The organism is Paenibacillus wenxiniae (assembly GCF_039822605.1).
In the GTDB taxonomy this organism is placed as follows: domain Bacteria; phylum Bacillota; class Bacilli; order Paenibacillales; family Paenibacillaceae; genus Saccharibacillus; species Saccharibacillus wenxiniae.
This window is the reverse complement of the sequence record NZ_JBCGUH010000003.1, coordinates 156,213-177,275: the sequence shown is the minus strand read 5'-3', so window position 1 is coordinate 177,275 and position 21,063 is coordinate 156,213. Positions and strand designations below refer to the sequence as shown.

Sequence of the window (21,063 nt, the reverse complement as noted above, 5' to 3'; positions counted from 1 at the left end):
GTGATTATTAATGAATAAAGACTCCAAGATTTATGTAGCCGGACATCGTGGGCTGGTTGGCTCAGCGATTGTACGGGCGCTGGAAAAGCAGGGCTATACGAACCTCATCTATCGTACCAGTGCTGAACTGGATTTGCGGAATCTGAATGCGGTGTATAGCTTTTTTAAAGAGCAACAGATTGATTATGTATTCCTGGCTGCCGCGAAGGTAGGCGGAATTGCGGCTAACAACGATTTTCCGGCAGACTTCATTCGCGACAATCTGCTCATTCAGACAAATGTCATCGACGCTGCTTACTTTAATGGCGTGAAAAAACTGCTGTTCCTCGGCTCCACGTGCATCTATCCGAAGTATGCACCACAGCCGCTCAAAGAGGAGTATCTACTCACTGGCGAGCTGGAACCGACCAACGAACCGTATGCCATCGCGAAGATTGCCGGTATCAAAATGTGCGAATCGTACAACCGACAGTATGGTTCCACTTTTATTTCAGCGATGCCAACGAATATGTACGGGCCAAACGATAACTTTGACTTGAAAACATCGCATGTCTTGCCAGCGCTTGTGCGCAAAATCCATGAAGCGAAGGAAAGCGGCGCTGCAACGGTAGAAATCTGGGGTACAGGCACACCGAAGCGTGAATTTTTGCACTCTGATGATCTGGCTGATGCATGCATCTTCCTCATGAACAACTACGAGGGCAATGAGATTGTCAACGTCGGTGTAGGTGAAGATATTGCGATCAAGGATCTGGCATTGATGATTAAAGATATCGTCGGCTTCCAGGGTGAACTGGTGTTCAACTCTTCCGTGCCGGACGGTACACCACGCAAGCTGGTGGATACGACCAAAATTAACGGACTGGGCTGGAAAGCGAGCATTCCGCTTGAAGAAGGCATTCGCGCCGTGTATGAAGATTACCGGAGCAGCCTGGCTGTTCGCTAATGGATAGTATATGTGATTTTCTTTGAATACACATAAACAGATAATTTACAAAAAAACATATGGTGGAGGGAATTCATTTATGAAAAGCGCATTGATTACGGGTGTAACAGGACAAGACGGATCGTACCTGGCAGAGTTGCTGTTGGAGAAAGGCTACAAAGTATACGGTATTCGCCGCAGAACAAGTACACCGAACTACGAAAATGTAGAGCATATCAAAAACCAGATCGAATGGATTTCGGCAGACCTGACCGATCTTGGTTCGCTGATCGAAGCAGTACGTGAAGCCGATCCGGACGAAGTGTACAATCTGGGGGCGCAATCATTCGTTGCTTCTTCGTGGCCACAACCAGTAGCGACCGGTCAGATTACAGCCATCGGTGTAACGAACATGCTGGAAGCGGTTCGTCTCGTCAAACCGGAAGCTCGTTTCTATCAAGCATCCAGCAGTGAGATGTTCGGTAAAGTACAGGCGATTCCGCAGGCGGAAACAACGCCATTTTATCCGCGTAGCCCTTACGGTGTAGCGAAGCTGTACGGTCACTGGATTACCGTTAACTATCGCGAAAGCTTCGATATGTTCGCTTGCTCCGGCATTTTGTTCAACCACGAATCTCCGCGCCGCGGATTGGAATTTGTAACACGCAAAGTAACGGACGGTGTAGCACAGATCAAGCTCGGTCTGGCAAAAGAACTGCGTCTGGGTAATCTGGATGCGAAGCGTGACTGGGGCTTTGCTGGTGACTACGTAAAAGCGATGTGGCTGATGCTGCAACAGGATACACCGGACGATTATGTTATCTCGACAGGTGAGATGCACACGGTGGAAGAGCTGGTGCAAATCGCATTTGACCATGTCGGTCTGAACTGGAGAGACTATGTGGTGATCGATGAGAAATTCGTTCGTCCGGCAGAAGTCGATCTGCTGCTTGGCGATTGCACGAAGGCAAAGGAAAAGCTGGGCTGGGAGCTGGAAGTTGGCTTTGAGCAGCTGGTGAAAAACATGGTCGATGCAGATCTGAAGCGTCATTCCTTGAAGCCATCGGCTGTACCTGTCTATTAAGCGAGATGATTATGAATGGCTAATCCGATTGCCAAAATAAAACGCAAGCTATCGATGACTCCCGAAAAGCGCAAAATCTTCTTTAACAGCAACTGGCAATTGATGGACAAGTTCCTACGGCTTGGCATTAACCTGATCGTCAGTATCTGGATTGCGCGCTATCTGGGACCGGAACAGTTCGGTCAGTATAACTTTGCGATCTCGTTCGTGACGATTATCGCGGCGGTCGTACCGCTCGGTCTGGCAAACATTATCGTCAAAGAACTGGTCGAACACCCGGATAACAAAAACGAGATTCTTGGCACGGTATCGACACTGCGCATGGTCAGCGGCCTGATCGCTTTTGCGATCACGGTCGCACTTGCCTTTGCTATTCCGGGTCAGGATGCGATGGTTCGCTGGAGTATTATCATTATCGCAGCGAATATGCTGTTCCAGCCGCTGGATGTCATTTCCCAGTGGTTTGATTCTACGGTGGAAGCGAAGTATGCGGTCTATGCGAAAGGCATTGCTTTTGCGATGACGTCGATCATGAAGGTATTGCTCATCGTCTTCCATTCTTCGCTGATCTGGTTTGCCGCATCGTATGCGCTGGAACTCATTCTCGGCTACCTGTTCCTGCTGTTCACTCAGCGCAAACGCGTATCGCTATCCAAGTGGAGCTTTAACTGGAAACTTGGTAAACGATTAACGAATAGCTCATGGCCGCTCATCGTTGCCGGTATTTCCACGATCATCTATTTGAAAATCGACCAGGTCATGCTGAGCTATATGATTAACGATACCGCCGTCGGTATTTATGCGGTCGCTGCCCGGTTGTCCGAAGTATGGTACGTCATTCCGACCGTCGTCGCCGCTTCGTACTTCCCGAGCATGATCAAAAACAAAAAGCTAGGCCCGGCAGTCTATCATGCCGAACTGCAAAAGCTGTACAATTTGCTGTTCTGGTTCGCACTCGGTATTTGCATTACCGTCACGTTGATGGCCAAACCCGTCATCTCGATTTTATATGGTAAAGCATATCTGGAATCGATCAGCATTCTCGTCATTCACGTCTGGGCATGTTTGTTCATCTTTATGCGTGCTGCTCTGAACAAATGGATTATTAGCGAAGGACTGTATCGGTTCGAGCTGATCAGCCAGGTGATGGGCGCCGTCACAAAGATCGTCATCAACCTGATTCTGATCCCGCTATTCGGCGGCATGGGTGCAGCGGTCGGTACGGTATTTGCCTTTATCGTATCCAGCTACGCCTTCACCTTCATGTTCAAAGAAACGAGGGTATCCGGCATAATGATGTCCAAAACGTTGATCTCGCCTATCACAGCGCTGATCGCCAGATTGAAAGCAGGCAAAGCGAAGCTTTCGACCAATCAAGAATAGGCACACGGAACATCAGGTTCCCCTACATACGGGGAACCGATGCTTTCCTGCTTCCTAAATTGAAAATAAACTTCAAATTTGTGAAAACTGTTCATGAAAAGGCTGGTTTTCTTATAGCGCCTGATCAAGTCTTAAATATTTTTGAATGTGATGCAGCATGCTTAACAGATGAAAGATGATTTTGCCAGTAGTGGTATGCAAACGGGGATGTTGAAGCATCAACCACTCCGGTAAGGAATAAGGGAACGTCCTCAGGTGGAACCCAGGAATCTTTGGATGAGATGGGAATGAAGATTCCCGGGTTCCAAAGCAGTACGATATTTTGCTTCGCAAAAATCACTTTTCATTGAACCCCGTGTTAGAAGATCGCTAACACTGTAAGTCGTCCTTTTCCCTTATTTCCTTTCCTCCGTTATGTGATTGTTGCAACAGAAGCGTTCGCGCACACTGGCAAAATCGTATTTTAACTGTTTTACAGCTCGCGTTTAAGCTTTCAACGCTGGTTGCCTTATATTCAAGTGCATTTAAGCAAATGCAATTTACTTTCAAATTCACTCATCAAGATAAATAAATTAAAAAGTCAAATTCAAATACATGCAACATTAACTAAGGAGGCGTAAGCATTGAAAAAGGTATTGTATGTCCATCATTCCGGTCACATGGGTGGCGCACCACGAAGTCTTACTTATCTGATCAGTCATCTGGATAAGCAGAAATTCCAGGGCAATGTGCTCACGATCCGTAACGGCCCGGCAGTGAAATTGTTGGAATCCGGTGGTTTGCCGGTGGAAGTCGCGAAAGGGATGTTTCCTTTTCACGGTTCAACGGTGTCAGGGATGACCCCCAAGCTGTTCATCCGTAATCTGATCGGTGCATTGCCCACATACTTTCAAGCCAAAAAATACATTCGTAAATACAAACCAGACATTATCCATCTGAATAGTACCTGTCTATTTCAAGTAGCGAGAGCCGCGAAGAAAGTATCGCCGGAGACGAAGGTCGTCTGTCATGTGCGTGAACCACTGCTGAACTCATTTGCCGGGAATATTTTGAAGCGGATGAATCATAAATATGTGGACGGCTATATCTCGATTGACCAGTTTGATTCGGAGACGGTCGATAGTGATGGTCGCGAGCTGGATATCGTGTATAACTTCGTTGATTTCAAATCGTATAACCCGGATGTGAATGGTGCTCCGGTACGTCGTGAATTAGGTCTGGCGGATGACGATATCGTGTTCCTGTACATCGGTCGTGTCGTTCACGGCAATGGCGTACTGGATATGGTGAACGCATTTAACAAAATTTCTAAAGACAATCCGAAGTTCAAGTTGATCGTCGGCGGTTTTTATTTTAATAAAAACAATGCGTATGAAGATAAAGTGATGCAGGCATGCAAAGGCAATGACCAGATTTATCCGCTTGCCTTCCGTGATGATGTACCACAAATGATCGCTGCCAGCGATGTGATGATGTGCCCATTCGTGGAGCCGCATTTCTCACGCAGCATTATCGAAGCGGCTTCGATGAAAAAGCCTTCCATCGGTACGAATATCGGTGGACCGAATGAGCTGATCCTGCAAGGCAAGACCGGTTATCTGTTTGAAGCAGGTGATTATGATGCGATGGCACAGTATATGGTGCGGATCGGCAATGATCGCGCACTACATGAGAAGCTGGGACAACAGGCACTGGAATTTGCCCAGGAAAACTTTGATGCTCGCAAAAATACGAAACGCACATTTGAATTTTATAATCGATTGTTTGTTAGGGAGCCGGTATGATCACTTCTTTTATCCGCATCAAACGTAAAATTTTCAAAAAATGCGCTACCTGGGTGACGCGCCGTATGTTGCGTGAGCAGCGGATTACGGTGGGTACGAATCTGATCGCGGTCGGTGTTCCGATTGTGGATAAAGAGCCGGGCAGCAGCATCACGATCGGTCGCAACTGCATCCTGTGCTCGGATGACTACAGTAACCCGATCGGACTGAATCATCGCACGGTGGTTCGCACGCTGGCTAGCGGTGCCACGATCACGATAGGTGACGATGTAGGCATTAGTGGCGCCAGCATTTGCGCCATGTCGAGTGTAACGATTGGAAGCGAAGTAATGCTCGGCGTCAATGTACAAATTAGCGATACCGACTTCCATCCGATCAAGCCGGAAGGACGACGGTTTAACAAAAATCGTGTCGATATCGGCACAGCGCCTACCGTCATTGAAGACAATGTATGGGTTGGCGCCAACTCGGTCGTACTCAAAGGAGTAACGATTGGCAAAAATAGCATTATCGGCGCGGGCAGCATTGTGTCAGGATCGATACCGGCGAATTGTATTGCAGCCGGCGTGCCTGCCCGGGTGATCAAACATCTGGATGTGATAGAAGCATGATGACTAATCCTTATACATTGTCCGCTCAGCCGGACATCACGGTAAAAAATAAGTTTTTAACCTTTATTGCGGTAGCGCTCATTGTCGTTACCTCGGGTTCGGTGCTGTTCGGCAAGCTGCTGTATTCGGATTTCATTATGGTGCTGTTCGCGGTTGCGGTGGTGTTTTATTTTCCGAAGCGGATTGAGCCGAGACAGTTTCTAATTTTGCTGCTGGTGATGATCGTCATTCTGGGCAATATGCTGCTGTACCGTACGAATATCGGGGGCTACGCCGGACTGATTTTGAAAATTATGGCGGTATTTATGGTACTCAATCGTCTGGATTTGAGACAGGCGGCAAAGAGTTATCAATGGTTGATTTTGGCACTGGCGATTTTAGGGATGCCGTTCTATCTGCTCGGCGCGCTGGATGCTGCGCTGGTACGCGAGCTTATTCCACCGACAAGCGTCTGGGGCGGTGCTTATCGGATCACCCCATTCCATGTGTATGGATTATGGAATATGTCGCGGAATCAGGGCATTTTCTGGGAGCCGGGTGCGTATCAAGTGTTTCTGAATCTAGGCATTTTCCTAACCCTGTTTATGAACAAAAAGCTGATGAAATGGCGCTTGATCATCTTAACCGCCACACTGCTGACCACGATGTCGACATCAGGTTATATGATCTGTGCGCTGCTCTATCTCGCTTATGTGATTCGTAATGGCAAGCGCGAACAGATTTCGCGTATGCTGCTGTCGCTGTTCTTGTTCGTACCGCTAGCGGTGTTTATCGCGCAGAGCGGTGTCGTTACCGATAAGTTTCAAGATGGCAATGCGTCCTTTGATCGTCGTTCACTGGATACAAGTTCCAATCTGGAGCTGATGATTGAGAAGCCGCTACTTGGCTGGGGTTTTCAGAACAACGAGATTTTGATGGAGCGTTACAGCATTCCAGATTCGTCGAATTCGTTGCTCACATTCGGGTATCAGTTTGGATTGCCGATGTTGCTTATTTTAATGATCTATTACTACTTTCAGTTGCTCCGGCCGATCGGAGGCGTCGTGCAGGCGCTGCTCGTGTTTATCGGATTGCTGATCGTATTCTCTACTGAAAATATGCTGTTCCAGCCGCTGTTTATCGTGCTGATGTTCCTTGACACCAGCCGATTGCAAGCACAGGAACAGACAGAGCGAGGTGAAGTCCGTGCCAACGAAGTCAGTCGCATACGTAGCCCCTTACGTCAACAGCGAGTTGCAACAGAAAAGGGGCTATAGTGCCAAGCATACCGCAGGCAACAAAAAAATCGATTGTATCCTGCACGCGATGGAAGAAGGCGGTAACGATATTACGGTCATTTCACCGTTGCTGCTCAAACGCGGCACGATGAAATGGTTCAAGCGTGATACGTACCCGATCGGTAAACGCAGCAAAGTCGTTTATCCGGGCAATATCGATATGAAAGGTGTGAGTCTGCTCGTCACACTGTTCACGGTGTTCTTCCAGCTCATACGCTGGAATCGGGAGCATAAGAAGGAGCCACGTGCAGTCGTCTTTTACAACTATCGCTTGGAAACGGCGCTGCCGGCGATTCTGTTCAAAATGTTATTCCGTGTTCCGCTGCTGATTGAATATGAAGATGGCATCTACGCCGTTACCGAAACGAACCGTCATTACAAAAAAATCTCGGTCGCGGTAGAGAAATTCGCCAATCGATTGCTAGACGGCGCGGTGCTCGTCACTTCTGTTTTGAAAAAGCGAGTGAGCACCGACAACTACACTGTTGTACGTGGTGGCACCGTTCATCCAGCACGCTTGAAGCCCGTCCAGGAAGTCGATCTCGGCACCGATCGTCCGCTACGTATGGTGTACTCTGGTCGCCTTGATTACGATCGTGGAATTGAGATTTTGCTGGATGCATTGCCGCATATTCAGACTGACCGTCCGCTGGAACTTCATATTACCGGCTATGGACCGGTTGAAGACAAGCTCAAGCAATTTATTGCGGATTTCCACCATCGTCGTATTCAAATTACATTTCATGGTTTTCTGGACGACAACGAATACGGTGAGCTGATGGAAACGGCAGACCTGTTCATTAACACACAGCGGGAGAAGATTCCATTTAGCGAATGTTCCTTCCCGTCCAAAGTGGTCGAGTATATCAAATACGGTAAGCTGGTACTCACTTCCGGCGTATCCGATATCAATACGATTAATCAGCAAATGTTCGTCACGTATGACAACGATGATCCGCGCTCACTCGCAGCTGGGTTAAACGAAATACTTGCTCATCCACAGCAATATAGCCTGTATCCGGTACGTGCGATGAAATGGCTAGTGAGTGATTGTGCCCATGAAGTCGTTGCCGACAAGCTGGATCGTGTATTGAACAAAGCGATTGATCGTCAGCCCGGCAAGCCGGTGTACGCATCGGAATCGGCGCAGGCAGAGTAAAGTAAGCAAAACGTAACGATAAACGCAAGTCCATGTGTCGTCGCTTTTGATGAGTAATAGCTGTCATTCATTACGGATGATTCGCATTGAAGATGATCAAGCAAAGCCTAACGAACAAGGAGGAGAACGGAGATGACGCAAATCCGACTCGATCAGTACAGTCAGGCGGAGTATTCACGCGGCAAACCAGGCTGGTATTGCCTGATCTGGTGGTTCGTTCAGGGAACGCTGTTCCGTTTCTCGCTGCATAATATGTACGGCTGGAGACGATTCCTGCTGAATTTGTTCGGAGCGAAGCTTGCACCTGGTGTGCGGGTTCGCGCTTCAGCCAAATTTACGTATCCGTGGAAAGTCACCATCGGTGAACATTCGTGGATCGGTGATGATGTGGAATTTTACAGTCTCGATGAAATTATGATCGGTAGCCAGTGCGTTATTTCGCAAAATACGTACCTGTGCACCGGCAGCCATCAATTAAGCGACCCAACCTTCGGACTGATTACGAAACCGATCGTGATCAAAGACGGAGCATGGGTAGCCAGCGACGTATTCGTTTATCCAGGTATTACGATCCATGAACTGGGCGTTGCAGGTGCACGCAGCACCGTAGTGAAAGATATTCCACGTAACGAGGTGCATATCGGATTCCCGGCAGCCTTTTTCAAATATCGTTTTCCTGAGGAGGAACCAAAGCCTGCTGTACACATCGTAAAATAAGCTCAATTCGAAGAGGCAAAGGAGGGATACCGTTATGAAAGACAAGCCGAAAATCGTGTTCGTCATCAACTATTTTTATCCCGATTATGCTTCAACCGGACAGTTGTTGACCGAGTTATGTCTGTACTTGCAACACGATTTCGACATTACCGTCATCGCTGAATGCCCACCGGGTTATGGCGGTGCGGATGCAGGCAAAGGACGTGTGCTGCGCGATCGCTTGGAAAATATCGAGGTCGTCCGTATCCGTCTTCCTGAGGTGGATAAGCAAAACAAGCTGAGCCGGATCAAATACATTTCCACGTATTTCTGGTTTGCCACTTATCAGCTACTCAAAGAAAAGAATACCGACTTTATTTATACGATCTCAACGCCGCCGGTACTTGGTGGACTGATCGGTACGATCGGCAAGCTGCTCAAGCGTTCCAAACATATTTACAATATTCAAGATTTCAATCCAGAGCAAGCCGAAGCGGTTGGTTACACAGATCGGAAATGGATTTTTAATATCGCTCGTATGATTGATAACATTAACTGTTCGCTGTCTGATCATGTGATCACGGTCGGCAAGGATATGCAGGAAACGCTGGATCGCCGTTTTGGTGGACGCAAGCAGATTGCCAACACCGTTATTAACAACTGGACGAATGAGCAGGAGATTGTACCGCTGGCGAAGGATCATCCGCGTGTCGCTGAATTTGTACGCACACATGGTTGGGAAAATAAGTTCGTCGTCATGTACTCCGGCAATCTCGGTCTGTATTATGACCTGGAAAATCTAATTACGATTGTGCCGAAGTTAAAGGATTGCAAAGATCTCGTATTTGCTTTTATCGGTGAAGGTGCGATGAAAAGCAAAATGCAAGAATATGCTGCCAAGCATGGATTGATCGAATCCGGTCAGGTATGCTTCCTTCCGTTCCAGCCCAAAGAAGATCTGAAATATTCGCTCAATGCCGCGGATGTGCATCTGGTCGTGAACCAGAAAGGCATCAAAGGTGTATCGGTGCCAAGTAAAATCTATGGCGTCATGGCAGCCGGTAAGCCGATTATGGGCGTGTTGGAAGAAGGCAGTGAAGCTCATCGACTGATTGTGGAAAGCTATTGCGGCAACGTTGCCGAGCCACAGCAATATGACGATGTAGCGAGCCGCATTCGTGAGCTATACGAACTGGATGCAATAGAGCTACAACGCGTCGGTCAAAACGGCCGCGACTATCTGGAGAAATACTTACGCCGTGATGTATCGCTGGAGAAATACCGGCAGCTATTGCTATCGATGGTTACACCGTCTTCCTCCCCAAGCATGCTGCCTGAATCCAGGTGACAAATACGCGCAAGGAGTGGACGTCCACATACGTTCATTGCATATAAACGGAAATACCCAAACTACAGAAAACATAGGAGGGATTGGAGTGAAACTTATCCTTTTATCCGGAGGTTCAGGAAAGCGTCTGTGGCCTCTGTCCAATGATGCGAGATCCAAGCAGTTTTTGCGAGTGCTGGAAAATGAGCAGGGCGAACTAGTCTCGATGGTACAGCGGGTGTGGAACCAGCTAGATGCTAGCGGACTGAGCGAGTCGAGCTACATCGCAACAGGCAAATCTCAAGTTGAGATTATGCGCAGTCAGGTCGGTGCGGACGTACCGCTGATCGTCGAGCCGGACAGAAGGGATACGTTTCCCGCTATTGCACTGGCGGCAACTTATCTGTATTCCATCCAGGGTGTCAGTTTGGACGAAGTCGTGACGATTTTGCCAGTTGATCCTTATGTCGATAATCACTTTTTCGAGACGGTACGCAGTCTGGAAGATGCGATTGCAGAATCACAGGCGGATCTAGCGCTGATCGGTGTCGAACCGACGTACCCTTCTTCTAAATATGGCTATATTATTCCTTCCGGCGAAACGAGTGTGACCGGACTACGCCACGTCAGCCGTTTTCAAGAAAAGCCGACCGAAGCCTACGCGGAGCAGTTGATCGAAGAGAAGGCACTGTGGAACTGTGGTGTATTCGCCTTCCGTCTCGGTTACCTGATCAGCCTGCTGGAACAAAAAGGACTACCGATCCATTACGAGCAAATGCTCAAAAGCTATAATACATTACCAAAAATCAGCTTTGACTACGAGGTCGTGGAAAAAGCAGCCAATATCGTCGCTGTTCCTTACACTGGCTACTGGAAAGACCTGGGTACATGGAACACATTGACCGAAGAAATGAGCAATACGCAAATCGGACGCGGCATCATCAGTGAAGATTGCGAGAATACACATCTGGTGAACGAAACGAAAGTTCCGGTAACGGTGCTTGGGATGAAAGATGTGGTCGTCGCAGTCAGTCCAGACGGTATTCTTGTCTCCGACAAAGCAAGCAGTCCGAAGCTGAAAGAACTGGTGAATTTTGATCAAGGCCCGATGTTTGAAGAGCGTCAATGGGGCTGGGTGCATGTGCTGGATGATCAGACGTATGAGGATGGACGCTGTGTATCAACGAAGCGAATCGGTCTGAAGCATGATCATAACCTGAGCTATCGTTCGCATACTGAACGTGAAGAAGTGTGGACAATCGTCAAAGGTGAAGGTGAATTCGTGCTGAACGGTAATATGATGCAGGTGAGCGCAGGCAATGTGCTGCATATTCCGGTCAAGGCGATGCACAGTTTAAGAGCACGCAGTGAGATGGAGTTTATCGTCGTACAAACGGGAATGTTTGAACGCGAAAATAGACTGGTGGAGCTGTTCCATTCATGGGAAGATATCGCCCAGAACTGCATGAAGATCTGACGGTCATTGCGTATTACGTATCCGACTATGGATACGGCCATGCGGCTCGCAGTATAGCGGTCATTCGGCAATTGCTGGCGGACAGTCCCGTACCGCTGCATCTGGTGATCAACTGTGGCAAGGCGCTGGGCTTTCTGTACGAATCATTGCAGCCCTTTCAAGCGGAACATCAGCTGGAATTTCGAACGATATTTTCGGATACCGGTTATGTATTGCAACATGATTCGATTGCAGCTGATATTGATGGGCTAAGAGAGCAATACCGACATGATATGTCGTTGTTTGATGAAAGAGTAACACAAGAATGTGCATTTCTGCTGCAAAGACGGGTACAGCTCGTCATTAGCGATATTTCACCGATTGCGATCGTTGCGGCTGCTCATGCAGGCATCGAATCGCTGGGCATATCGAATTTCACCTGGTATACCGCGTATCGGGATATGCTGGAGCCTCAAGAGCTAAATGAACTGCGTTCATCATACGCACAAATGGATCATTTTATCGGTCTGGCAGGCTGCGCAGAACCGGCATGGGGCTGTAAAGATCGCATTCATACTGGCTTCTTCTGCCGCCAGCCGGATGTCGCTGAAGTGAAACGAATTCGGCACCAGCTGGCAGGAGATGGACGACGCATCGTATTTTTCGCGCTTGGTATGAGTATCGAGGTGGAGGAATTGCAGAAGCTGCCCATCTGGGACAGTGAAAATGTAACGTTTATCGTGTCATCCAATATAACGGTGGAGCGAGAACATATTCATCGGATTCCGCCCGATTATAGCGAATCACAAAATTATGTAGCCGCTGCCGATCTGGTCATTACGAAGCCCGGTTGGGGTACGATCGGCGAAGCGGTTGTACTGAACAAGCCATTACTGCTGCTGAACCGCAGCCGATTTTATGAAGATCGGCATACGCTGGACGCGATTCCGGGTGATCATCCGCTCAAGCTTATGTCCTGGGAGGAGATTAGCGGCCTTGATCTGAATCGGTTAGCATTCCATAGGGATACAGCAGAAACTGGGCTATTACCGCCCGGTGCCATGTCCGGCAGTCGTGTGCTGTCCGACATTACGCGCTATATCAGTAATCTGCTTCAACATGTGAGCGTCTAAAATCTTTCAGCTAGTGCTCACTGTAAAACGCATGGATGGCATGGATAACGTGTCGATTTAGCGTAGCGCAATCGCAACAGTGAAGATTGCTGCCCATAGCAGCAGAGACAGTGCAGTACCCCAGAGACAGCCTTTGGCAAATGACGGATTTCCCTGATATTTCATCATAATCAGCCTCCACATATAGATAAGGTAGGTTGCCTGACGAATCGCCGCATTTCATTATCCGGACAACAATCGCCGGAAGGAAAAGGCATCGTACAGAGTCAGGCTATACAGACTATATCGGTTGATAAGCATGAACCATGAATAGAGGTTTTCCAAGTCATTACAATAACGGCGATAACGCCCAAACTAAATCGGAAATGGGAGTGTGGATAATGAAAATTACGGTTATTGGTACAGGATATGTGGGTCTGGTGTCCGGCGTATGCTTTGCAGAGATTGGTAATACCGTTACCTGTGTAGATAAAATTCCGGCAAAAATCGAAATGCTGAATCATGGCAACGTACCGATCTATGAGCCAGGTTTACAAGAAATTATGCTACGTAACGTTGAAGCAGGTCGCCTATCGTTCACGACAGACCTGAGCAGTTCCGTACCCGAATCCGATCTGATCATCATCGCGGTAGGTACACCGCCGCTTCCATCCGGTGAAGCCGATCTGCAATACATCGAAGCGGCTGCACGCGAAATTGCCTTATCGATCGATGGTTATACCGTTGTTGCGGTGAAGAGTACCGTACCGGTAGGCACGAATGAGCGTGTGAATAGCATTATCGCTAGCCTGACCGATCAACCATTCGCTACGGCTTCGATGCCAGAGTTCCTGCGTGAAGGCTCTGCCGTGAAAGATGCGTTCAATCCAGATCGCCTTGTGATCGGTGTAGAATCTCAGCAAGCGGCAGACCTGCTGCTGGAACTGCATACACCACTGACTGAAAATCTAGTCGTGACCGACATCCGTAGTGCAGAGATGATCAAATACGCCTCCAACGCTTTTCTGGCAACGAAAATTTCATTCATTAACGAAATTGCCAACATCTGCGATAAAGTAGGCGCAGATGTAGATCAGGTTGCCCGTGGTATGGGTATGGATCGTCGTATCGGCGCATCGTTCCTAAATGCAGGTATCGGTTATGGTGGCTCTTGCTTCCCGAAAGATACCCATGCACTGATCCAGATCGCTGGTAACGTAGAATACGACTTCAAGCTGCTCAAATCGGTCGTTGAAGTGAACCAGTCTCAGCGCTGGGCCGTGATCGACAAGCTGCTCGATTCACTCGGCACACTGAAAGATAAGAAGATTGCGGTATGGGGCCTTGCGTTCAAACCGGATACCGATGATGTGCGTGAAGCACCATCTCTGGAAATCGTACCCAAACTGGTTGAGTTTGGCGCGCTACCTCAAGTATTTGATCCCGTAGCAGCAGACAACTTCCGCCGTGAATACAATCACCCGGCAATCACCTATGCCTCTGACGCGCTGGAAGCAGCACGCGACTGCGATGCGATCTGCCTGCTGACCGAGTGGGGCGAATTTGTCAATATCGATCTGGCAGAAGTGGAAGCGGTAATGCACAATCCGATCCTGATCGATGGACGTAATGTGTACAGTGCAGATCGCATTAAGGCTACACGTTTTGACTACCATTCGATGGGTCGCCCGTCATTGCTGCGGGATAATGTTATAGTAGCCAAATAACCCAAATTTGAACCATTATTTGTAAGTTTTAACTCGTCTCCATTTCACTATCAACGTGGGATGGAGACGAGGTTTTTGCAAATAATGGAAGCGTTACCAAAACATGCTGAAAAGCTACCGACGCTTGTATGTATACACGTCGGTGGCTTTTTTACGCTGTTTCAAAGTTCGTTATTGTTATATGGACAATGAACTGTCTGTACAGCGCTTGCAGCAAGCAAGTGAAACTATTTATATTGTATGCAAAAGACGGATATGCGCCATAAGTACCAGCCGCATACATCTTAACCGGGATGCGTCTCAAGACATAGGGCAGGGATCGATGAAACGCTAAAAAAGCATGACAAAACCGACTTCATCTGAGCGGTGAAGCCGGCTTCATGTCGTCGTGACTATACAGGATTCCGGATCAAGTTCTGGACAGAACTCTACAAGTTCGGATAAAAGAAAGGAATAATAAGACATTGCAACGATATTATTTCCAGAAGTGAGGGTATGAATAGGATTAATGATGTTCTTCCTCCGAGTGCGCACGATCCCGCACAACACGTTCTAATAATTGCCGGATTAACTGCAAATCTTCATCCTCAAGCGGCACGCCATCCCAGTGCAGGTGCGCATAATTCAAAAATTCCCGGGCATTGGTGTTTTGTGGGGTAGGATCATACTGCTCTGTTAAACCAAGCAAATAATCGGACGTGGTGCTAAGCTTGGTGGCAATCGCCTGAATCGTTTCGAGTGTAGGCTGACGATAGCCTGATTCGTAGCCAGCATAGGTGCTCTTGGCTACTCCGACATAATCCGCGACTTCCTTCATCGACATATTTCGTCGTTTGCGCAGTTGTTTGAGGCGTTGGGCAAACAATACAAAGACCTCCTAGTGAAGCAATAATGTATGCGACCCAGCAATGAAGAAATAGGAAAAAAGCCGCAGACAGTAAATAAAGTATAGCATGATGTGATCGCATTTCCCACTTGGCATCTGATCCGCAAAATAGATGCAACTTCCTTATATGCTATTTATGAACATATAAGTCTTATTTTTTATTTATAAACAAATATTTCAAAAAATAAAAAGTAGTTCATAAAGATTATAACGTATGTTCAGGCAAAAACGGCTTATCTATTTTATGTAAAGCCTGTTTGAAGAATCCTCACATTCTGGAAAAGCGATAAACGATCGTTGCATGCTTCTATTATATTCCGAAATCCACTACATAAATTTGAACAATCTACATATATATCGGCTATTTTAGCGTAAAAGTAAATTGAAATTGGGAAAAAACTGTAACAATTTGATGTGAAGCGTGCAAAAGGGTAACAGACAGCAAACTGTTAGCTGTTCATCTATAGCCCAAATCGAGTATAGTATACATACATTTTAACACTACAAGATCGTGCAAATTTGCACCTGCTAGTGCATGAATACCCTAAGCCAAAGGAGCTACAACAATATGGAATTGTTACGTAACAAAGTAATCTCAGAGGGCATCGTGCTTCCAGGCAATGTGCTTAAAGTAGACTCATTTCTAAATCACCAGATGGACCCGGTGCTGATGCAGGAGATTGGTCGTGAATTCCGCAGACGCTTTGCCGATGCAGGTGTAACACGCGTACTCACGATTGAATCGTCAGGCATTGCACCCGGCATTATGACTGCGCTGGAGATCGGCGTCCCGCTTATTTTCGCTCGTAAGCAGAAGTCGCTGACATTGACCGAGGATATTTTCGTAGAAACTGCTTATTCCTATACGAAGCAACAAAGCAATGATATTACCGTCTCCAAAAAGTTTATTCATCCCGGTGATCGTGTACTGGTGATCGATGATTTTCTGGCGAATGGCGAAGCTGCATTTGCGCTGGCACGGATCGTACAGCAGGCTGGTGCTGAAGTGGCAGGAATCGGGATTGTAATCGAAAAGTCATTCCAGCCCGGCGCAGCGCTGCTCACAGGCGAAGGCTATCGTCTGGAATCGCTTGTGCGTATTGCCGGATTGGCGGATGGCGAAGTGCAGTTTGCTGATGATTAAGCTGAATGTGCTAGTATGTGTCGCTGTATACAGGTGGAGTGGGAGAAGCATCAATTCGAACCCTATCCATTTGAAATATAGACAGCACAACGTTAGTTCATCACAGATCGCATAGTAGAAAATGTAACTACTGCTATAACAGTAGTTGAAGTGCAAGTTATAGTGGAGGCCAAGTTTACGACACTCCGTCTCACCAGGGTCAGATAGACCATCGTGCTGTCCTGCTTACGGCTGTTCTAGCAGGATATTACTAAACCACATCAAAAAGCTAGTCCAATCATTAAAATCATCGCACTGCTTGCCCCATCCTATTTTACAGGCGCCTGCCTCAGCCCATATTACAGGCGAAAATGGACGTATAAGAAATTTATACGAATAGTAGTAAGGTTAACGGTTATACAAAATGCGGCGTGAATGCTCGGTAGCTTAGAGCATTCACGCCGCATTTTATCATGCTTGTATATCTATTCGATTTTCATTTTACTTGCTCGCAGTTCCATTCAATCGCAATTTCGTTTAAGCCCATTTGGATACAGTCACCATTGGATTGGATCAACTGGGTTGGATCAATATTCCATTCCATTACCGTGCTTGCTTTACTTATACCCAATCATTACCATGCTCATTCTACTCTTATAATCGCCTTCGAACATCACCGATACGCATTACCTTGCAAAACCGGAATCGGCACCACTTTAGTCCCCATCGGCGCTTTTTGCATATAACGTGTCACCAGATCGCCAGCAATACGTGAAGCCGCATCTGGCATTTGCATCTGTTCCATCTGTCGCCGCATTCGATCCAAACGCTGCGGCTGATCCAGCATCTCACTTAGTGCAGCAGCGAGCAGTGCAGGCGAATGACATACTTCGGCGATCCCTTGTTGCTGTAGATAGAGCGCGTTGGCTAGTTCCTGACCTGGAACAGGGCGTAGCAGGAACACCGGCAATCCACAGCGGATACATTCGGATACGGTAATGCCCCCCGGCTTTGTCACGGCACAGTCGCTAAGCAGCATCCATTCACTCATCCGGCGTGTGAACCCGTACACATGCACATTGGACGTATCACCATAGCGCTTTTCCAGATCACGGCGCAGCGGTTCATTTTTACCGCAAATGATTACGAGCTGAGCATCGCTGCGCTGTGCGACCACTTCGCTCACATCGCGTACATTTTTGAGCACACCGTAGGCACCAGCGAGCAGTAGCACCGTCTTTTTATCTGGATCAAGACCTGCTTCCAGCCGCAATTGTTGGCGTCTGTGTGCACGCAACTCGGGATCGACAGGAATTGTCTCAAAGCTGCGATGCAGCGGAATGCCAGTCACGCTAATTCGCGCCGGAGCTACGCCCCGCTCAATCGCTTCATGACGAATTTGCTCTGATGGCACATAATAATGATCAATATGCGGATGTAGCCAGCGTCCATGCAGATCATAGTCAGTCAAAATATTAATAAGCGGCACCGTTAAGCCCCAGCGCGTCTTAAGATGTGGAAGCGCAAGCTGTGGGAAAGTATGTACGATGAGCTGCGGACGTTCCTGCTCCAGCACTTCGCGCAGGCGGCGAATACCGAATGAATGCAGCCAGTTAGACAATGGTGATTCTGCCTTCATCGCACGCGTTACATTATACACCCAGCCATACAGATGTGGGATCGTCTTGAAGCTTTGCATGTACACAAAACGAGTCAGCTCATTAATGAGCGGATGTGCCTCAGCCATCAGATCAAGCAAAATGACACGTTCGATTCCTTGTGATAACAGACTTTCTTGCAATGATCGCGCTGCCTGAAGATGGCCATCGCCATAGCTTGCATACAAGATCAGAACACAAGAGTTAGATTGCATACGGATGTCCTCTCCTGGTCAAATGATTTGGCTTCGGTGCCTTGTGCTGGGGAATGTTGCAGTGAAGCCTGCACCGCTTGATATCGCTGCACAGGTAGCCATAAGGGCATACCGTACATATTGTCGTTTTGTCGTTGTTTCCACACAGGGTTACTGCTTCGTATAGCTCTATTATAATCGCTTTCCGGTAGTTGTGACCGATTTGAGTGTAGATCGCACAGGAATGGAGCGATCAGCGATAGCTTCACGTAACAACTGTATCCCTTTGGTGAGGGAGACGTTAGCTAAGTACTTTATAGTAAAGCTCCTGCATAGGCATTGTCCAGTTTCGCAGATTCTATTCTACATGAAGGATGGAGTATTTCTGCGATAATAGCGTTGTATGACGAGTGTGGAACTATGCACATGCAGCATCCCGATCACAGCATATATTTCTGCGATAGTATCGTTGTATTACCCACTTTTCGGCGCTTGAGAACGGCGCCGGGTGTATCATTGATTTATTGAGCATTGCCAAATTGCTCGATTTGCAAACTGGGTGTGCTTTTCAAGCACAGAATGTGATATGATAGGGAAAGATGGTGCTTAGATAAGTGCTGATAACATAGCAGCATTCTTGACCGGGTCAGCACGCCAGAGAGGCGCCCTCAAGCAAGACAATTGCAGCAATATGAAGGGCAATATCGGCCTTGTGTAAGCAGATAGGAGCGACAGCCGGACTGATTCATAGGCATGAGCCACGGGTAATTTTTGGGATAAAGGCCTGTTGGCACGTGCTATAAAGATCATACTACAGACAGATAACTTCATACTATAAGACACAGCTAAGGATCTTTTCGGCGACTCACAAACAAGGCACGTTTTGGGGAGGGAATTCCATGGCAACTAAAGGTCACAATGAAGTCAAGGAAAGTCTACGGGAGATGACAAGAATCTTCCGGCCTAAGGATCCAAAAAAATTCGTAAAAGAATATGTGCGTAAGTATCACATTACAGGCGGATACGAAGAAGAACTCACGCTTCTCGTACAGGACGAAATGCACAAAATTAACTCGTCCGTTTCCTGACCGAATGAAGATCGCACATGCATCGGTTATGCTGGCTGGTGCTTACGGTAATCACGAACTATGATTTTACAATTGTATGTAACATTTTAAAATATGATAAGTATGAGAATATGTCCTTTGGCGATCTAGCCAGAGGACTTTTTTTCTGTATAACCATTATGCTGAATGATCGCTTAAGCCCTGTCCTGTCTACAACGAAGCGATACAGCGAGTCATTGAATTTCAATTTATTTCTGTACTATTCCAAAAAAGGTGTTGCCGCAGTGTGTATCGTGTGTATATACTGTGTATAACGATATATACACTATACACACATAATATAGGTGCAAAGCAATCCAACGATAAACTGGATATTCATAACAGAGAGGGTGTACGTATGCTTGATTTTAAACAAGGATGGCTGCTAACGAAGCGGGAACTACAATCAAATGGTGTTATGTTCATCTGGTCGACGGGAATGATGGTGTACATGGGTGTGATTGTCGGATTTTTATATTACACCAATCAAAACGAAATTTTAAATTATGGCTTGTTAGATGTTCTGATGCTTGTCACCTCACCGCTGCTTAGTATCGATTACTCGCGTCGTTCTTTCCGATTGATGAAGGAAGATACGTATCGGAAACAGATGATTTACTTCCGTAGCTTACCGATTCCATTTTCAGCGGTGCTGGGCAGTCGATTACAGGTTATGGGCATTATGCTTGTATACAACAGCATTTTATTTTTCGGACTCATTTATTTTGTCGGCGCGCATACGATTCCAGGTATGACTATTACCGCTTATCTAACCTATGCCATTAGCTGGATTGCGCTGGGGCTTATCCTGACTTCACTTTATGTCTATATGGAATATGCAGTCCGTCAAAAGACATATCTATTCTGGAGTATCGTTAGCACCGTGTTATTACTCGGACTTGCGATCCTCGGTATTGTAATCAACAAGCATGCTAGCAGTATGGTGATGAAGGCAGCGATCGACGATCAGCTCGCTTCGCCCATTATGTGGATCGGGCTGGCGATCGCAGCAGTAACTTTAATCTTCTCGTTTCGCGTGATTTATCGAAAAGCAAGAGTACGTGATCTGGTATGAAGTTGAAGCGAGAGAGAGGTACGGGTCAAAGACGGAGGCGAGATGTATGAGAATACCGGTACAGATTAATGAAAATAGTGCAGAGCCTCTGTACCGTCAGGTCGAAGATCAGCTACGAGCGCTCATTTTAAGCGGACAGATTGAAGAAGGGCGACTACTTCCTTCCATTCGAGAGTTCGCCGCAGAATTGAAATGCAGTGTGATCACGATCCGACGTGTGTATCAGGATCTGGAAAATGAAGGCTTCCTGCGAACCCGTCAGGGCACAGGCACGTTTGTGACCAAAGTAGAGGAAGAACGGCGCTTACGGCTTGGCGAGCAGCAAATTCGCCAGCTACTCGAAGAAGTTATTACGCGCGGCGCTAGCTTCGGCTGGACACGTCAGCAGTTAAATGAGCTGTTTGAGCAATTACTCAATGAACGGGAACAGTTGAAATAAGACGGATCGACGACAGCAATCGATGAAGTAACCTTAAGGAG

At 47.3% G+C, this 21,063-nt stretch carries 18 protein-coding genes; 16 read left to right on the top strand and 2 right to left on the bottom strand.

All coding sequences use genetic code 11. The features are described 5' to 3' along the window. Window positions 1-10 precede the first annotated feature (10 nt). From AAHF22_RS06860 to AAHF22_RS06805, 12 genes are all read left to right on the top strand, one after another. Window positions 11-946, top strand: coding sequence for a GDP-L-fucose synthase family protein (locus AAHF22_RS06860; RefSeq protein WP_347324249.1), 936 nt, complete (start codon window positions 11-13; stop codon window positions 944-946). 79 nt (window positions 947-1,025) lie between these two features. Then, window positions 1,026-2,009 (top strand): GDP-mannose 4,6-dehydratase, encoded by a 984-nt coding sequence (gene gmd, locus AAHF22_RS06855; protein WP_347324248.1) that lies wholly within the window; start codon window positions 1,026-1,028, stop codon window positions 2,007-2,009. 15 nt (window positions 2,010-2,024) lie between these two features. Next, entirely contained in the window at window positions 2,025-3,392 is a 1,368-nt protein-coding gene (locus AAHF22_RS06850; protein WP_347324247.1) for a flippase, read from the top strand. 623 nt (window positions 3,393-4,015) lie between these two features. Beyond that, window positions 4,016-5,176: a glycosyltransferase family 4 protein gene (locus AAHF22_RS06845; protein ID WP_347324246.1), complete on the top strand. Its 1,161-nt coding sequence runs from the start codon at window positions 4,016-4,018 to the stop codon at window positions 5,174-5,176. Beyond that, window positions 5,173-5,787 (top strand): acyltransferase, encoded by a 615-nt coding sequence (locus tag AAHF22_RS06840; RefSeq protein WP_347324245.1) that lies wholly within the window; start codon window positions 5,173-5,175, stop codon window positions 5,785-5,787. The genes AAHF22_RS06845 and AAHF22_RS06840 overlap by 4 nt, the downstream gene beginning before the upstream one ends. Continuing rightward, window positions 5,784-7,043, top strand: coding sequence for an O-antigen ligase family protein (locus AAHF22_RS06835; protein WP_347324244.1), 1,260 nt, complete (start codon window positions 5,784-5,786; stop codon window positions 7,041-7,043). Before AAHF22_RS06840 ends, AAHF22_RS06835 begins: the two co-directional genes overlap by 4 nt. After that, window positions 6,973-8,223 carry a glycosyltransferase gene (locus tag AAHF22_RS06830; protein ID WP_347324243.1) on the top strand — a complete coding sequence of 417 codons (1,251 nt, stop codon included), beginning with the start codon at window positions 6,973-6,975 and terminating at the stop codon, window positions 8,221-8,223. The genes AAHF22_RS06835 and AAHF22_RS06830 overlap by 71 nt, the downstream gene beginning before the upstream one ends. Before the next feature lie 132 nt (window positions 8,224-8,355). Then, window positions 8,356-8,940, top strand: a complete 585-nt coding sequence (locus AAHF22_RS06825; protein ID WP_347324242.1) for a WcaF family extracellular polysaccharide biosynthesis acetyltransferase — start codon at window positions 8,356-8,358, stop codon at window positions 8,938-8,940. A gap of 34 nt (window positions 8,941-8,974) precedes the next feature. Then, window positions 8,975-10,267 carry a glycosyltransferase family 4 protein gene (locus tag AAHF22_RS06820; RefSeq protein ID WP_347324241.1) on the top strand — a complete coding sequence of 431 codons (1,293 nt, stop codon included), beginning with the start codon at window positions 8,975-8,977 and terminating at the stop codon, window positions 10,265-10,267. Window positions 10,268-10,355: 88 nt separating this feature from the next. Beyond that, window positions 10,356-11,723, top strand: a complete 1,368-nt coding sequence (locus AAHF22_RS06815) for a sugar phosphate nucleotidyltransferase (protein WP_347324240.1) — start codon at window positions 10,356-10,358, stop codon at window positions 11,721-11,723. Then, window positions 11,687-12,835 (top strand): glycosyltransferase family protein, encoded by a 1,149-nt coding sequence (locus tag AAHF22_RS06810; RefSeq protein WP_347324239.1) that lies wholly within the window; start codon window positions 11,687-11,689, stop codon window positions 12,833-12,835. Before AAHF22_RS06815 ends, AAHF22_RS06810 begins: the two co-directional genes overlap by 37 nt. Window positions 12,836-13,215: 380 nt before the next feature. Next, on the top strand, window positions 13,216-14,541 hold the full coding sequence (locus AAHF22_RS06805; protein WP_347324238.1) for a UDP-glucose dehydrogenase family protein: 1,326 nt from the start codon (window positions 13,216-13,218) through the stop codon (window positions 14,539-14,541). 505 nt (window positions 14,542-15,046) lie between these two features. On the opposite strand, the gene AAHF22_RS06800 is transcribed toward AAHF22_RS06805, so the two are convergent. Continuing rightward, window positions 15,047-15,406, bottom strand: a complete 360-nt coding sequence (locus AAHF22_RS06800) for a helix-turn-helix domain-containing protein (protein WP_188775748.1) — start codon at window positions 15,404-15,406, stop codon at window positions 15,047-15,049. A gap of 589 nt (window positions 15,407-15,995) precedes the next feature. On the opposite strand from AAHF22_RS06800, the gene AAHF22_RS06795 reads away from it, so the two are divergent. Further along, a complete protein-coding gene (locus AAHF22_RS06795; RefSeq protein ID WP_347324237.1) occupies window positions 15,996-16,571 on the top strand; it encodes a xanthine phosphoribosyltransferase in 576 nt (191 codons plus the stop codon). Between the two features lie 652 nt (window positions 16,572-17,223). On the opposite strand, the gene AAHF22_RS06790 is transcribed toward AAHF22_RS06795, so the two are convergent. Next, window positions 17,224-18,423 (bottom strand): MGDG synthase family glycosyltransferase, encoded by a 1,200-nt coding sequence (locus tag AAHF22_RS06790; RefSeq protein ID WP_347324236.1) that lies wholly within the window; start codon window positions 18,421-18,423, stop codon window positions 17,224-17,226. Window positions 18,424-19,301: 878 nt separating this feature from the next. Between AAHF22_RS06790 and AAHF22_RS06785 the strand changes: the two genes are divergently transcribed. The 3 genes from AAHF22_RS06785 (at window position 19,302) to AAHF22_RS06775 (ending at window position 21,022) form a co-directional block, all read left to right on the top strand. Then, window positions 19,302-19,490: a hypothetical protein gene (locus AAHF22_RS06785; RefSeq protein WP_347324235.1), complete on the top strand. Its 189-nt coding sequence runs from the start codon at window positions 19,302-19,304 to the stop codon at window positions 19,488-19,490. Between the two features lie 376 nt (window positions 19,491-19,866). Then, window positions 19,867-20,583: a hypothetical protein gene (locus AAHF22_RS06780; RefSeq protein ID WP_347324234.1), complete on the top strand. Its 717-nt coding sequence runs from the start codon at window positions 19,867-19,869 to the stop codon at window positions 20,581-20,583. Between the two features lie 46 nt (window positions 20,584-20,629). After that, window positions 20,630-21,022, top strand: coding sequence for a GntR family transcriptional regulator (locus tag AAHF22_RS06775; RefSeq protein ID WP_347324233.1), 393 nt, complete (start codon window positions 20,630-20,632; stop codon window positions 21,020-21,022). The last annotated feature ends 41 nt before the right edge of the window (window positions 21,023-21,063 follow it).

Bases quoted from the DNA above. Each gene is read 5' to 3' on its own strand.
- AAHF22_RS06780 (WP_347324234.1), top strand. From the start codon at position 19,867: ATGCTTGATTTTAAACAAGGATGGCTGCTAACGAAGCGGGAACTACAA.
- AAHF22_RS06820 (WP_347324241.1), top strand. From the start codon at position 8,975: ATGAAAGACAAGCCGAAAATCGTGTTCGTCATCAACTATTTTTATCCC.
- gmd (WP_347324248.1), top strand. From the start codon at position 1,026: ATGAAAAGCGCATTGATTACGGGTGTAACAGGACAAGACGGATCGTAC.
- AAHF22_RS06795 (WP_347324237.1), top strand. From the start codon at position 15,996: ATGGAATTGTTACGTAACAAAGTAATCTCAGAGGGCATCGTGCTTCCA.
- AAHF22_RS06840 (WP_347324245.1), top strand. From the start codon at position 5,173: ATGATCACTTCTTTTATCCGCATCAAACGTAAAATTTTCAAAAAATGC.
- AAHF22_RS06850 (WP_347324247.1), top strand. From the start codon at position 2,025: ATGGCTAATCCGATTGCCAAAATAAAACGCAAGCTATCGATGACTCCC.
- AAHF22_RS06775 (WP_347324233.1), top strand. From the start codon at position 20,630: ATGAGAATACCGGTACAGATTAATGAAAATAGTGCAGAGCCTCTGTAC.
- AAHF22_RS06835 (WP_347324244.1), top strand. From the start codon at position 5,784: ATGATGACTAATCCTTATACATTGTCCGCTCAGCCGGACATCACGGTA.
- AAHF22_RS06805 (WP_347324238.1), top strand. From the start codon at position 13,216: ATGAAAATTACGGTTATTGGTACAGGATATGTGGGTCTGGTGTCCGGC.
- AAHF22_RS06825 (WP_347324242.1), top strand. From the start codon at position 8,356: ATGACGCAAATCCGACTCGATCAGTACAGTCAGGCGGAGTATTCACGC.
- AAHF22_RS06790 (WP_347324236.1), bottom strand. From the start codon at position 18,423: ATGCAATCTAACTCTTGTGTTCTGATCTTGTATGCAAGCTATGGCGAT.
- AAHF22_RS06785 (WP_347324235.1), top strand. From the start codon at position 19,302: ATGGCAACTAAAGGTCACAATGAAGTCAAGGAAAGTCTACGGGAGATG.
- AAHF22_RS06810 (WP_347324239.1), top strand. From the start codon at position 11,687: ATGGGAAGATATCGCCCAGAACTGCATGAAGATCTGACGGTCATTGCG.
- AAHF22_RS06860 (WP_347324249.1), top strand. From the start codon at position 11: ATGAATAAAGACTCCAAGATTTATGTAGCCGGACATCGTGGGCTGGTT.